Here is a 14,640-nt window from a genome sequence, read left to right as displayed (position 1 = left end):
TCCCCTATTACTTCTGATTATTTATTATTTTTTCTAATTGTGGATAATATTTACTATTTTTAAGCTCTTTATTTGCTCTTGATCGAGTATCCCATCTACCATAGCAACCAAGAATTGGATCACACTTATCAGGTTGACCAAAATCATTTACTATATAAAAATCATTAATAATATCATTAAGGTTATATATTCTATCTGCTGTTGTATTTCCTAATACTATTCTTTTTCTTGTAGATAAGTCTTCAACCCCGTACTGAGTATTACAAAATTTCTTAAACTCAGATATTTTTGTACATGAATTGATTTGTAAATATCCCCATGCATATTTTTGAACACCTTCTTCAAACCACCAACCATGTGAGGTTTTAAAACTAGGAAAAACTTTATAATAATATTTTTCTATATTAAAATCTTTGGGTATATCATAAGTAATTACTTCTAACTTATAACTATAAAGATTATATGAGCGTAATTTATTATTTACCTGCTCAATTAATCTAAGAGTCTCATATACGCCCTCTGCTGTTCTTGGTATTGCTATAAATATAGATATTGAACCCGCTATTGCATTATGATCTTCTGCTATCCATTTATTTATATCTACAGGATTACTACTATATAAATCGTGCAAAGCTTTATCTATAGGATCTTTCTTCATCTTTCGCCATTGATAAGGTGATTGCGGATCTAAACTACCAAAAATAAGATTGTTCTTACTTACTTTGTCTACAAGTGGTTGAAACTCATCTATCCATTGATAAGCAACTTTGGTTGTCATATAACTATTAGCTGAAAGAATATCTCGCTTAGATAAATATGATCCTTTATATGTATAATCATACTCTGCATTTATTGGTTTATATTTAAAGTTATATCCTCCTAAGTTATCTGAGTAACTTAAATCCCACACTTCAAACTTATCACCATGATATTTCTGTTCAAGAGCTTTCTCTATCTTTACTTTAACCTCCGGATAACCCTGTACCCAGTCCATAAAACCACAATATCCCATCATTGGGATAGCTAATATAATTGTTAATAGTAGTTTTTTCATTTGAAACCTTATAAAAAAATGATCACTGAAATTTATTCTATGAACTAAAAAATGTTAATTCAATTACTTTTGAAGACTTTAACTTTTATTTTAAATATTCAAAATTTATAAGAAATATAAACTTAATCATTAGTTGGGAAAGTATTAAATGGGCTCTCAATTAGCGTTCTCTTAAACTATTATCAATACCTCGAGTAAGTGGCTCTGTGAAAAAATCTAATACTCGCCTTGTACCAGTTTTAACTTCTGCCACTACAGCCATACCGGGCACTATTTTGTAGTCTTCTCCGCCTTTGTGAAGAGTATTATTATCTAGACTTATTATTAACTTATAAACCAAGCCTAACCTTTCATCTTCTATAGCATCACCAGAAATACCCTCAACTTTGCCATGCAAGACTCCATACTCTGCAAAAGGGAATGTATTTACCTTAATCTCCGCTGTTTGACCTTTTTTTAGATAACCAATATCTTCATTTTTGACATATACTTCTGCTTCTAATTTTTGGTCTAATGGCACTATCTGCATTAATACTTGTGCAGGTGTTACAACTGCACCTATAGTATGTATCTGCATCTCATGAACTATACCATCTATTGGCGATTTAATTGTATTTTTACCATTTAAAGTCGTAGCTTTATGTAGCTCTTGCTCAGCTGTATAAAGATCTTTTTTATCTTGACGGATAGTTTCTAATATCTTTAGATATGTCTCAGACTTATAGCTTTGTAGATTACTTCTTGCCTGGGCAATCTCTGCATCGAGTTTCATATCTTTACCCTTTTCAGTCTCATACTCATAATATGTATTTAGAAACTTTTCTCTATATTCAAGATACTCCATTCGAGCCACAGCTTTTTTCTTGTATAACTTTGTGTATGTTTCTAACTTTTCTTTGATTATCTTTAACATCTCACCTAGCTGATGAGTCCTATTTACACTTATAGCTTTTTCTTGCTCTTTTGATGAGAGTGTTGCCTCTAGTGTCATTAGTTTGGCTATACCAGACTCCCACTCTTGCCAAAGTAGGCGTTTTGACTGCTCAATATCTAGCTTATCAGTTACACCTTCTGGTGGTTTGTAGTCGACTTGATCTAGAGGTATTTGCTCACGCTTATTACTTTTTATCATCTTATACAAAGTCTGCTCACGTGATATTCTTAGCTTATAAAACTCTATATCTTCTTTAAGTTTATTTATATCTGATTGAGTGTATTCAGACTCTAATACAACCAATACATCTCCCTTGTGAACTATCTGGCCATTTTCCACATTTAAATTTATTACAGTACCTTTTTCTGATGATTGGATTGTCTTAACATCTCCAGCGGGGATAATCTTACCCTGACCAGCTGTGATAATATCTATCTTACAAAAATATGCCCAAACTACGACAAACACCACTAAAAATATCAAACAATATAATATTGTTTTTAGCAGAGGATGTGGAGGCTTATCTGTAACCTCCAGAACTCCCGGCAAAAAGCTATATGAATCTGTCTTTGCATTACGTTGTTCTGCTAGTGTTTTACGATTTTGCCAAAACTCTTTTAATTTTTTAGCCTTAAGTAACTGCTTCTTTTGCTGAGAACCTTTTTGCTCTTGATTATCTTGGCTATTATCCATTTGCTACTCCTCGATGCTGAGAATTATACAAAGATGCATAATGACCATTTTTTGCTAAAAGCTCTTCATGGCTGCCATCCTCTAAAATAACTCCTTGATCCATATATACAATACGATCACAACTTTGGACTGTAGATAGTCTATGCGCGATAATAAAAACTGTTCTTCCTTGGGATATCTTTGCCATATTGTTCTGAATAACTTTTTCAGATTCATAATCTAAGGCTGAGGTTGCCTCATCAAAGATAAGTATTTTTGGATTATTCATCAAGGCTCGAGCTATAGATAATCTTTGCTTTTGCCCTCCTGAGAAATTTGATCCCCCCTCTTCGATAACTGTATCATAACCATCTTTAAGCTCTAGAATAAACTCATGAGCACCAGCATATTTTGCAGCTGCTACTACACTATCCATACTTGCACTTGGATTTGTTAGAGCTATATTTTCACGGATCGAACGATTAAACATAAAGCTCTCTTGTAGTACCACACCGATATTCTGACGCAACCACACTGTATCAATAGTCGTCAAATCTGCTCCATCGACAAGCACTTTACCAGATTCAGGTTGATACAACCTTTGGATAAGTTTAGTCAGTGTACTTTTACCACTCCCAGATCTACCAACTATTCCAACTGACTGACCTGCTTTAACATCTAAGCTGACTCCATTTAATATCGGCTTACTATCAGCAGTATATCTAAACTTAACATCCTTAAAACTAACATTTCCTTCAAATGTTGGTAAAGCACTTTTACTTGCTTTACTTGCAGACTCCGTTGGTGAATTTAAAATATCTCCTAACCTTTTTAGAGATACTCCTGCTTGTTGGAACTCTTGCCATAGGTTTACTAGTTTAAGTATTGGCTGTGTTACACGCGCTGCAAGCATATTAAAAGCTATTAGCTGACCTACTGTGAGCTTCCCAGCTATTACCATATGCGCACCAATAAATATAATTGCAATAGTTGTTAACTTACTCACTAACTCTGCAATATTTCCCGCTACATTACCTAAATTTTGCGAGCGAAAAGATGCTTTGACATATTCTGTAAGGTTATCTTCCCATTTACGCTGCATCTGTGGTTCTATTGCACTGGCTTTAACTGTCTGAATACCCGTGATAGATTCAGTTAGAAATGACTGATTTTTTGCTCCTGTTGAAAAGACTTTATCCAGTCTATGTTTTAATATCGGTGTAATAAATACAGATAATATAAAATATATTGGAATAGTTCCCAGTACAATTAACGTCAGCTGCCAACTATATAAAAATAGTACCGCAATAAATATAAAAGTAAAAGATAGATCAATCACTAACGTTAAAGCAGTACTTGTGATAAAACTACGAATGCTATCTAATTCTTTAACCCTTGCAACATTTTGTCCAACTTGGCGTGTCTCGAAGTACGATAATGGTAGTTTCATCAGATGCGAAAATAACTTTGAACCCAAGACAACATCAACTCTAGATGTCGTATGACTAAACAAATATGTTCGAATTGTACCAAATAAAACCTCAAATATAGCCACCACAAAAAACACTATTGCCAAAGTATTCAAAGTAGTCAAGCCATTATGCATAATGACTTTATCCATAACCACTTGAAAGAAAAATGGTGTAACTAATCCAAATAATTGGATAAATAAAGAAGCAATCAAAACATCTTTAAAAATATGTTTATATTTCCATAAAGCTGGTACAAACCATTTAATATTAAAGCTTTCTTTAGAGTCTTTAGTTGCGTCTTTATAGGTTATGAGTATCGCTCTATTGTTATACACTCCAGCCAAATCAGATTCAGATAGTTTCAACAACTCTTTACTTTCTTGTTGGAAAACTAAATACTCATTATTTTGAATTCCCGCTAAAATAAAATATTCACCATTATTATCCTGTAAAATAATAGGCAAAACTCGAGGGTTAATATCTTTAGGTTTAAGTTTGACTGCTTTAGCCTTAAAATTATTAGCTTTTATTGCTCTTAGTAGATTAACCTCACTTATACTACCATCAGTATCACCATATTCATGTTGAATTTGCTTAGCATCAATAGCAATTCTATTAAATGCAGCAATCTGACAAAATGAAAATATTCCCGTATTCATATATACTACTTATTTATAAAAACTCTTAAATTTATAATATAAAAAAACACATGTTATTTAAAATAAAAAAAAGATTTTGCTATAAAAACTATTTACTTTTATTATTTTTATTAATCCCTGGGTATATTTTTGCTATTCCAAGTATTTACTACTGCCCCTCCCCCCAAGCTTTTAAAAAAGCTGATAAAAATCTAACTGCAGAGACTAATTTTCATAATTTTAAATATCATTGGACAGCATCAGATAAAACACCATCACAATTTCCAGAATACCCTCTTACGTTTAAAGGAGCAGATCTTGTTAACTGTAAAGATGGGCTTTGTGAAATAGAGTGCTACTATTTCTCAAATATTGAAGCACACCTAATGACTGCAACTATGAAATCCACCCAGAACTTGCATATTTATCAAAAGCAAAATGCATATTTAAAAAACTTTAGTTGCCAATATACTGAACATGTAGATTGCCCTTTTTTGATAAATTACTTCTAACAATATTAATTTAATGAAAGTCAAGAAATATATCTCTAAACTTTTTACTATAAAGCATTCAAACTATAGTTTCTGTAATTTATAATAGGCATGTAATTTAAAAGTTTAGTTGTCTGGACTATTGGTGGTTTAGCTACAATCTTGAGCCGATACTAATTAGAACAGGGAGTTTTGGTGTTTTGACTAGAGAGCAAGCTTTGGTGCCTTGCACTGACAAAGAAGCCCAACGTTGAAACTATGACACCCACTTGATACCAAAGGGATCAAGAACATTGAGCTAAAACGGTAGCCTGGACAACTATTTATTATTTTTGAGAGTGTCGTTATGGATAAGACTCAAATTCGTAAACACCTACTTAAGATTAGAAATAATTTAGAAAATAAAGATCTCTTATCTAAGAGAATAAATCAAAAAGTTATCAAGTACATTCAAAGCATTTCTAAAAACTTTAAAATAGCTAGCTTTTTATCATTAAAAAATGAAATAGACACTTCTGTAATAAATACTCATTTTGACAACATCTATTTACCAATAGTTCACCCTTTTATAAAACACGGACTATGGTTTACTAGAGACTCTAAAAACTACTATTTAAATAAATATAAAATAAAAGAACCTATTTATAAACCTCAAGATATAGTAGCTGCTTGGGAGCTAGATATAATTATAGTCCCAATAGTTGGATTTACTAAAGATAAATATAGAATGGGCATGGGTGGCGGCTTTTATGATTTCTCACTAAGTTTCAAAAAAAATAAAAAATCACCTATAACCATAGGCATAGCCTTTGATGAGCAACAAAATGATGCTATTATCATTAATAAGCACGATATCAAACTTGATACAATAATTACACCAGAGAGGATTTTATGAGATGGATAGTATTACTGTAACAAATCAAATTAAAGATCTAATACTATCTAAAATAGACCCTCAAGCAAATATAGAAATAATTAACGAAACTCATAAGCATATAAAGCATAAAGGCTATACTGAAGGCAAATATCATTTTGCGTTAAACATCTCTTCTGAGAAACTAAATGCTATGAAAAAAATCTCTTCACATAAAGAAATTTACAGAGCAGTAAATGATCTTATGCCATATATCCATGCTTTATCAATAAAAATCAAACCGGAGTAACTAGATTATGTTTGATTTTATTATACATTTTAATGAGTATATTAATTACTTTATTAATACTCTAGGAATATGGTTCTATGTTCTGTTATTTTTTATAATTTTTTGTGAAACAGGATCAGTTTTAGGAATCTTTTTCCCTGGCGACTCACTACTATTTACAGTTGGTTTAACAGCTGCAGCAACAAACTTAAACATTCACTTAGCCGTGCTATCAATATGCTTAGGAGCAGTTATTGGCGATAGCTGCAACTACATCACAGGCAAATTTATTGGTGAAAAAATGTTTAGTAGCCACGCTAAAATCTTCAAAAAAGCTTATTTAATCAAAACAAAAGACTTCTTAAATAAACATGGTAATAAAGCTATTATCTTCTCACGTTTTATTGCCTTTGTTAGAACACTTACTCCTTTTGTAGCTGGTGTTAGTCGCATGAATTATATCAAGTTTGTTACTTTTGGCGCAATTTCTGCTATGATATGGTCTTTTTCAATAACGTATACTGTTTATTTCTTTAGTGATAACCCTTTTGTCAAAAGATATCTAAGTCTTATAATAATGCTTATAATTGCATTTGTTCTGATACAAATTTCTTATAAAGCACTCAAAAGTAAAATAAAAGCAAAAAAGCCTTAACCTTTTAAGATTATTTTTTTATAATCTAACGACAAATCATTGAAAGGTCATCCTCATGGATACTATCACTGCACTATTACACATTATATTACATTTAGACCAATTCATAAGTACCTATATAAATATTCTAGGAGATTGGACCTATTTATTACTTTTTGTAGTTATTTTTTGTGAAACTGGATTGGTTATAACTCCTTTTTTACCTGGAGATTCTCTTTTATTTGCTTTAGGTCTTACAGGTGCTGCAACAACTTTAAACATACATTTAGTAGCTCCAATCTTAGTTCTTGCTGCTGTGTGTGGCGACTCCTGTAATTATTTCTTAGGTAGAATTGTTGGTAAACGCATTTTTAAAGATGATGCAAAAATATTAAAAACTGCTCACTTAGAAAAAGCCCAAGAATTTTTTAATAAATATGGTCCTCTAGCTATAATTCTCGCTAGATTCACACCTATCGTTAGAACATTTATGCCTTTTACAGCTGGTATGGCGCGCATGAAATATTCTAAATTTGTAATTATGGGTATTATTGGCGCCTTTATCTGGGTTTACTTAATTATTTATATAGCATTTTTCTTTAGTAATAACGCGTTTGTGAAAAAATACTTTGGCTTATTTATAATTTTAATTATCGTTATATCTTTGATACCACCAACAATATCTTTTATAAAAGCCTTAAAAAATAAATTGCTAAATAAAAACTCATCTTCTTTTTAGGTTTAGATAATCAACCAGAAGTTCTCGAGATTTTAATTTTTTATCGCCTAAAACACTATCTATACATACTCGAGTTACTCTAGATATAGCTTTTAAATCATTATCATCCCACATGCTAATAGGTTGATTAATTTTTAAGATACTGCTCCCTTTAACGGTATTTGCTGAAGCATCTATAGCTTTTTTAAAGCCATAAGGGAAAGCATAATAATTACATTCACACTCTATTGGTAAATTCTCGTCATCACAGTCAACATATATCCCCTGCCCTAAACTCTCTAAAAGCTCTAGCTCAAACATTCTTAATAAATATCTGTAATTATTTTCATCAATATTTCTTAAGATAAATGCATACTTATCAAATAAAAATTCCTCTTCATGAGAGTAGCTAAGCAACAAATAGATCAACTCATTAATATATTGTAGCGACAATAAATTAATATATGAATTTTGATAAAATGACTCAACAAATTCGATATTATATATCTTATTAAGTCCACCCTCTTTCTTTGCAAGGCTAATCTGGCCTCTAAGTTTAACTAAAGGTTGGTATAGATTTAATGTTTTTTTATTAGTTCTAACTATAGCTGATAACTTACCAAACTCTTGTGTAAATATACTAACAAGTAAAGTATTTTCTTTATATTTACGCTGATGTAATATGTAGAAATTATAAAGTTGATCTCTCATTTATTTTCTCTATTAGCTCAACTATTTGTAAGGCATTTCTATATTTAACTTCTGGTAAATCAAAATCAGCAATTAAGCTCTCTAAAGTTATATCCTTAAGATTTTGTCTATGCTGTAGTTTGATTTGTAAAAACTTAACCATCGTCATAACATATACATCACCAAAAGCTCTATATGAAACCATATCATCAGAAATATATAACTCTACTGTCGAAAAACTATCTTTAACTTGATATTTTTGTTGTTCAGGTAAGATATTGCCGTCATCAATTGTTATTTTAGATAAAAGATCTTTTACTAAACTATTATACATTTGTTTCTCCTCGTGGAGACAAAGCCCTTAAAAGCTCTACTTGTTGTTTAATACTAGATGCTGCTTGGATAACTTGTTGCTGTGTAGTCTGCAAACCAAACGAAACTCTAATAGTCGCTTCAGCTTGATCTGAAGTTAATCCTATAGCTGTTAAAACATGTGATGGCTCAACTGCTTGAGAGTTACATGCTGATCCCATAGACAAACAAATACCATCCAGCATAGCTAATAAAGTTTCTCCTTTTATACCTAAGAATGTAACACTTAAAATCCCCGGATAACTATTATCAAGATTTGTATTTATTTTTATATTTTCAATCTGATGTATAGTTTCCAAAAATTGATCTCGCATTTTTTTAACATGCTTTATATTTTGCTCTTTTTTAGCAAACATTTCTTTACATGCTTCACCTAAAGCAAATATTTGATAATTTGCCAATGTCCCAGCTCTAAGACTAAACTCTTGAGCTCCACCATGAATCTGCTTGATTAGTTTAATTTTAGGTCGTTTTGATCGCACATATAAAAAACCCACGCCTTTAGGCGCATATAATTTATGTCCTGAAACTGATAACAGATCAATATTCATTTCTTTTGTATTTATATCGACTTTACCATAACCCTGAGCAGCATCAACATGGAAAACGATCCCCTTTTCTCTAGTAATCTTACCAATTTCTAATAAATTATTTTTAGTTCCAAGTTCATTATTAACAGCCATTATACTTACAAGTATAGTCTGATCTTTTATTGATTCTCTTAACTGCTTAATATCGACCTCACCAAACTCATTAACATCAAGGTATGTAACTTCAAACCCTTGTTCTTCAAGAAATCCACAAATATCCAAGACAGCCTTATGTTCTGCTTTTGAAGTTATAATATGATTACCTTTATTTTTATAAGAATATGCCACACCTTTAATAGCAAGGTTATTAGACTCAGTGGTACCAGAAGTAAATATTATCTCACGTGGCAAGACACCTAAAGTTGTTGCAATACCTGATCTTGCTAGCTCAATTTTAGATTTTACAAGTTCTGCTTGCTCATATGTAGATGAACCAGAATTAAAAAAATCATTATCATCGCTAATTGAATCCAACATAGTTTGTTTGACTTTAGCGCTAAGTGGCGTTGTAGCTGCATAATCTAAGTAGATAAGACTCATTTAAAGCTTAATTATTCTTTCATTTAATATTCAATATTGCTATTATATCAAATAATTGCGTACATAGTACTTTAACAAGATCGCAAGTGACATTAAGCATATGATTAGAGATGGTAAATCTAGTCAGTTTCTTACGAAAGATTAGGCTTAAAATATAGCGATTTTAAAAAAGAGGTCATATATAAAAGACCACAAACGAGTTGACTCGTTAAACAGTCAACTATGAACTACATTTATTGAAGGAATTAATAATGAAAAAAATACTAATAAATAGCAAAAGTAGCGAAGAAACTAGAATCGCTACCTTAGACAATGGGAAACTTATAGATTTAGACATTGAAAATGTTGATAGAGAACAAAAAAAAGCTAATATTTATAAAGGTTATATCTCTAGAATAGAGCCTAGTTTAAACGCTATTTTCGTAAATTATGGTGAAGAGAAAAATGGTTTCCTACCATTTAAAGAAGTCTCAGAATACTATCTAAAAGATGTTCCTAATGGTGATAATATCGCTCCTTTACTATCTGAAGGTCAAGAATTAATTGTCCAAATAGATAAAGAAGAGCGTGGCGATAAAGGTGCTGCATTAACTACTTTTATTACATTAGCTGGCTCATATATGGTATTACTACCAAATAACCCTAACGGTGGTGGTATTTCTCGTCGTGTTGAAGGTGAAGACAGAGAAAAATTAAAAAAATACTTAAAAGATCTAAACATCCCTAAAAATATGAGTGTCATCGCAAGAACTGCTTGTGTTGAGTGCTCTTTTGAAGAACTAAAACATGATTTTGATACTCTAGTTGAACTATGGTCTTCTATTTCTCAAACTTATCATAAAATTAAAAAACCAGCTCTTTTACACAAAGAAAGTGACATTATTGTAAGAACTGTAAGAGATCACTTAAAAGAAGATGTAAAAGAGATTATTGTTGACTCTAAGGAGTGCTTCCAAGATGTTAAAAGACAACTTGGTTTACTAAGACAAAGTTTTGATATAAATAAAGTAAAACTGTACAACGAAGATTTACCTTTGTTTGCCCAATTTGGTATAGATCAACAAATTGAGAATGCATATAAAAGAGAAATCCGTCTACCATCTGGCGGTTCTATAGTAATTGATACTACAGAAGCACTAGTTGCAATAGATGTAAACTCATCTAGAGCTAATAAAGCTGAAGATGTTGAAACTACAGCATTTAAGACAAATTTAGAAGCCGCTGAAGAAGTAGCAAGACAGCTTAGAATTAGAGATTTAGGTGGCCTTGTTATTATTGACTTTATTGATATGTCTTTCTATCCGAATAGAAAACAAGTAGAAGAGAAACTAATGGATGCTTTACAACAAGATAAAGCTCGTATCCAAATGTCACGTATCTCTAAACTGGGACTTGTGGAGATATCAAGACAGCGTTTAAGCTCTTCTATCAATGAAAGTGTAATGCAAAAATGTCCGCGTTGCGAAGGTCATGGATTTATAAAAACAACTCAAGCAACAGCTCTTACAATCTTGCGTAAGATTAGAGCAGAAGCTATGAAAGATGATACTAATGAAATCCGTGTTCAAGTTCCTGTAGATATAGCAGCTTATATTCTTAATGAAAAAAGAGATAGTATCGTTAATATCGAAAGAATCTCTGATGTAAGAATAATGATCATACCTAATTTCAACATGGAATCTCCTAAATTCCAAATGCAGAGAATCTGGGGCTCTAGTTATAAATCAAATCGCACAAGCTCTGACTTGATTGAAGATGTTTATAATGTTGAGATTCCAAAAGCTGGCAAGAAAAAAGTAGCAGCTGTAGACCTAAGCAAAGCTGTAGATAAAGAGGTTTCTGCTAAGGTAGAAGACAAGGCAAAAAGCAATGAGCAAAATAACCAAAAACAACCTCCTCGCCAAAAAGAAGAGAATAATGCTCCAAAGGCTAAAGAGCAACCTAGTAAAAAAGGCTTTTTTGCTAAATTAGCTAGCGTTTTCTCAAATAACTCTGAAAAACAAGTTGAGGCACCTAAAGAAACTCAAAAACCTAATAATAAAAATAATAACAAACCTAATAATAATCCTCAAAGAGCGCAAAACAATAAGCCTCAAAGAGATAATAGACAACGTAATAATGATCGTAATGAGCGAAATAACAATAACAACTCAAACGACCAACGTAATAATAAAAATAGAAATAATAAAGCTCAAGATAACTCTCAAAAACCTCAACAAAGAGAGAATAATCAGCGCAATGAGCGAAATAACAATGATAATAGATCAAATGATCGTAATAAAAATAAAAGAAATAACGATAAATTTGACAAAAAACCAAATAATAAAAATAACAGCAGAAGCAATAATATTAGCCTTAATAATGCTGAAGAAGTTATTGATATTACAAAGGTTAAATATGGTAACCAAATATCAGAAAATAACGTAGATAATATCAAAAAGGTTATCTCTAAGAACCCTGATGAATTTGTCTCTGTAATGGTTAAAGATGTTTTAGAAAACTATGATAGCTTAAAAGATGATGGTGCTAAAAAAATCAATACTGAAGAAAAAGTAAAAACACAAAAATACTTAAAATTTAATACTATATCAGTTGATAATGAAATAAGCGCTATTCAAGAGGCTAAAAGAGAGATTGAGAAAACTGTTGAAAAAACTCAAGAAGTTAAAACTACTGCTGTAGAAGAGAAGAAAACTTCTGATAATAAGCAAGAAAAAATAGCCGAAGAAGATAAACTTGCTAAGAAAACAGAAAAAACTCAAGCTCCAGAAGAGAAAAAAGCTACTGGTGAAAAGCAAGAAAAAGTAGCTGAAGAGGTAAAACCTGCCAAAAAAGAAGATAAAACTACTAAAAAAGTAGAAAATAAAGAAGCTAAAAAGAAACCTGCTGAAGCTAAAACATCACCAGCTAAAGAAAAATCTGCTGAGAAAAACACTAAAAAAGAAAGTGTAAAAAAAGATAAGCCTGCTGAGAAAAATACTCAGACTTCTCAACAGTCTGAATATATTAACTACTCTCCAGCTATAGATTTTGAATCTCAAGCACTTATATAAGGCTAAATAATGTTACATTATCCTCATATTAACCCGATTGCATTAAAACTTGGACCTATTGAAATTCATTGGTATGGTTTAATGTATTTATTTGGGATCTTTGCTGGTTGGGCTTTACTCAAATATAGAGCTAAAAGAAAATCTTGGGCTCCTGTAAAGCCAGAGCAAGTTGGAGATTTAGTTTTCTATGTTGCTTTAGGTGTTATTCTTGGTGGTAGAATTGGTTATATAGTTTTTTATAACTTACCATATTATTTCCACAACCCTACTCAGATGTTCTTTATATGGGATGGTGGAATGTCATTCCATGGTGGTTTTATTGGTGTGCTTATAGCATTTGGTCTATATGCACGAAAAGTAGGTGCTAACTTCTTTGATCTAGGTGAGTTTGTCGCTCCTGTAGTTCCAATCGGACTTGGTGCTGGTAGAATTGGTAACTTTATAAATGGCGAGCTTTGGGGACGAGTAACAGACTCCCCTATTGGCATGGTTTTTCCAACAGGTGGGCCTCTACCAAGATACCCTTCGCAATTATTTGAGTTTTTCTTTGAAGGAGTCGTACTCTTTACAGTGCTATGGCTTGTAACTATGAAAAAAAGACTTCGTTATCTAGTTCTAGGACTATTTATGCTTTTATATGGTTGTGCTAGATTTATCTGTGAATTCTTTAGACAACCAGATCCTCAATATGGCTATATTTTCTTTAACTGGATGACTATGGGGCAGATTCTATCTCTACCTATGATTATACTTGGAGCAATAATTTTAATTGTTCTATTTATCAAGTTAAGAGGGAAAAATAAATGCGAGAATATCTAAATTTTCTAAAATATATAAAAGAAAACGGTACTGCTAAAGGTGATAGAACAGGTACTGGTACTAAAAGTGTCTTTGGCTATCAAATGCGTTTTGACCTTCAAAAAGGTTTTCCCTTAGTGACCACAAAGAAAATTCATCTACCTAGCGTTGTTCATGAATTATTATGGTTTTTAAGTGGTAGCACTAACGTAAAATACCTTAATGAAAATAAAGTCCGTATCTGGAATGAATGGGCAACAGAAGATGGTGAACTAGGCCCTATCTATGGCAAACAATGGCGTGACTTTAATGGTCAAGGAGTCGATCAAATAGCTGAAGTTATCGACATGCTAAAGACAAACCCTAACTCACGTAGAATTTTGGTTTCAGCTTGGAACCCTTGTGTTGTACCATCTGAGAAAATATCTCCTCAAGAAAATGTTGCAGAAGGAAACTCTGCTTTACCTCCATGTCACGCAATGTTTCAGTTTTATGTTGCTGACAATAAGCTCTCCTGTATGCTTACTCAGCGAAGTGCTGATGCGTTTCTTGGTGTACCATTTAATATTGCAAGTTATTCGTTACTAACACATATGGTTGCGCAACAATGTGACCTAGATGTCGGCGAGTTTATTTGGTCTGGTGGTGATTGTCATATTTATAATAACCATTTTGATCAAGTTGATGAACAACTTAGTCGTCAACCACTAGAGTTACCAACGCTAAAAATACTAAGAAAACCAGAATCTATCTTTGACTATAAGTATGAAGATTTTGAATTTAAAAATTACAAACATCATCCTGCTATTAAAGCAAAAATATCAATATAAAGGACTATATAG

The 14,640-nt window shown here is 31.9% G+C and carries 13 protein-coding genes, 1 other RNA gene and 1 pseudogene; 9 read left to right on the top strand and 6 right to left on the bottom strand.

From position 1 onward, the window contains the following. Positions 1-7 precede the first annotated feature (7 nt). The 3 genes from F7310_RS03710 to F7310_RS03700 form a co-directional block, all read right to left on the bottom strand. Positions 8-1,054: a hypothetical protein gene (locus F7310_RS03710; RefSeq protein ID WP_072711866.1), complete on the bottom strand. Its 1,047-nt coding sequence runs from the start codon at positions 1,052-1,054 to the stop codon at positions 8-10. 160 nt (positions 1,055-1,214) lie between these two features. Then, the gene (locus tag F7310_RS03705) at positions 1,215-2,681 is read right to left on the bottom strand and encodes an HlyD family type I secretion periplasmic adaptor subunit (protein ID WP_072711865.1); all 1,467 of its coding nucleotides are present in this window, start codon (positions 2,679-2,681) and stop codon (positions 1,215-1,217) included. Next, positions 2,674-4,791 (bottom strand): type I secretion system permease/ATPase, encoded by a 2,118-nt coding sequence (locus F7310_RS03700; RefSeq protein WP_072711863.1) that lies wholly within the window; start codon positions 4,789-4,791, stop codon positions 2,674-2,676. The genes F7310_RS03705 and F7310_RS03700 overlap by 8 nt, the downstream gene beginning before the upstream one ends. Positions 4,792-4,841: 50 nt before the next feature. Between F7310_RS03700 and F7310_RS03695 the strand changes: the two genes are divergently transcribed. From F7310_RS03695 to F7310_RS03670, 6 genes are all read left to right on the top strand, one after another. Beyond that, a complete protein-coding gene (locus F7310_RS03695) occupies positions 4,842-5,282 on the top strand; it encodes a hypothetical protein (protein WP_072711862.1) in 441 nt (146 codons plus the stop codon). Positions 5,283-5,389: 107 nt separating this feature from the next. Continuing rightward, positions 5,390-5,583, top strand: a non-coding RNA gene (gene ssrS, locus F7310_RS03690) — 6S RNA. A 24-nt stretch (positions 5,584-5,607) separates the two neighbouring features. Further along, complete coding sequence (locus F7310_RS03685; RefSeq protein WP_072711860.1) at positions 5,608-6,156, top strand: 5-formyltetrahydrofolate cyclo-ligase; 549 nt, start codon at positions 5,608-5,610, stop codon at positions 6,154-6,156. A gap of 1 nt (position 6,157) precedes the next feature. Then, a complete protein-coding gene (locus F7310_RS03680) occupies positions 6,158-6,424 on the top strand; it encodes a BolA family protein (RefSeq protein ID WP_072711859.1) in 267 nt (88 codons plus the stop codon). 7 nt (positions 6,425-6,431) lie between these two features. Further along, positions 6,432-7,058, top strand: a complete 627-nt coding sequence (locus F7310_RS03675) for a VTT domain-containing protein (protein WP_072711857.1) — start codon at positions 6,432-6,434, stop codon at positions 7,056-7,058. 55 nt (positions 7,059-7,113) lie between these two features. Then, complete coding sequence (locus tag F7310_RS03670) at positions 7,114-7,776, top strand: VTT domain-containing protein (RefSeq protein WP_072711856.1); 663 nt, start codon at positions 7,114-7,116, stop codon at positions 7,774-7,776. Here F7310_RS03670 and recO read toward each other — a convergent pair. Genes recO through F7310_RS03655 form a run of 3 tightly spaced genes read right to left on the bottom strand, consistent with a single transcriptional unit; the run spans position 7,762 to position 9,947 of the window. Further along, complete coding sequence (gene recO / locus F7310_RS03665; protein ID WP_072711854.1) at positions 7,762-8,466, bottom strand: DNA repair protein RecO; 705 nt, start codon at positions 8,464-8,466, stop codon at positions 7,762-7,764. The two genes, F7310_RS03670 and recO, sit on opposite strands and share 15 nt — an antisense overlap. Beyond that, on the bottom strand, positions 8,447-8,779 hold the full coding sequence (locus F7310_RS03660) for a hypothetical protein (RefSeq protein WP_072711852.1): 333 nt from the start codon (positions 8,777-8,779) through the stop codon (positions 8,447-8,449). Before F7310_RS03660 ends, recO begins: the two co-directional genes overlap by 20 nt. Continuing rightward, positions 8,772-9,947: a cysteine desulfurase family protein gene (locus F7310_RS03655; RefSeq protein WP_072711851.1), complete on the bottom strand. Its 1,176-nt coding sequence runs from the start codon at positions 9,945-9,947 to the stop codon at positions 8,772-8,774. Before F7310_RS03655 ends, F7310_RS03660 begins: the two co-directional genes overlap by 8 nt. Before the next feature lie 251 nt (positions 9,948-10,198). On the opposite strand from F7310_RS03655, the pseudogene F7310_RS03650 reads away from it, so the two are divergent. The 3 genes and pseudogenes from F7310_RS03650 to F7310_RS03640 form a co-directional block, all read left to right on the top strand. Further along, positions 10,199-12,554: pseudogene (locus F7310_RS03650) on the top strand (Rne/Rng family ribonuclease); the annotation flags it as partial. A gap of 455 nt (positions 12,555-13,009) precedes the next feature. Next, positions 13,010-13,819, top strand: coding sequence for a prolipoprotein diacylglyceryl transferase (lgt, locus tag F7310_RS03645; RefSeq protein ID WP_072711847.1), 810 nt, complete (start codon positions 13,010-13,012; stop codon positions 13,817-13,819). After that, positions 13,804-14,628: a thymidylate synthase gene (locus tag F7310_RS03640; RefSeq protein WP_072711846.1), complete on the top strand. Its 825-nt coding sequence runs from the start codon at positions 13,804-13,806 to the stop codon at positions 14,626-14,628. Before lgt ends, F7310_RS03640 begins: the two co-directional genes overlap by 16 nt. Positions 14,629-14,640 lie beyond the last annotated feature (12 nt).

The sequence above is a fragment of the Francisella uliginis genome, assembly GCF_001895265.1.
GTDB classification, from domain to species: Bacteria; Pseudomonadota; Gammaproteobacteria; order Francisellales; family Francisellaceae; genus Francisella; species Francisella uliginis.
Note: the sequence above shows the minus strand (reverse complement) of the source record. Positions and strands in the feature narration are given on the sequence as shown.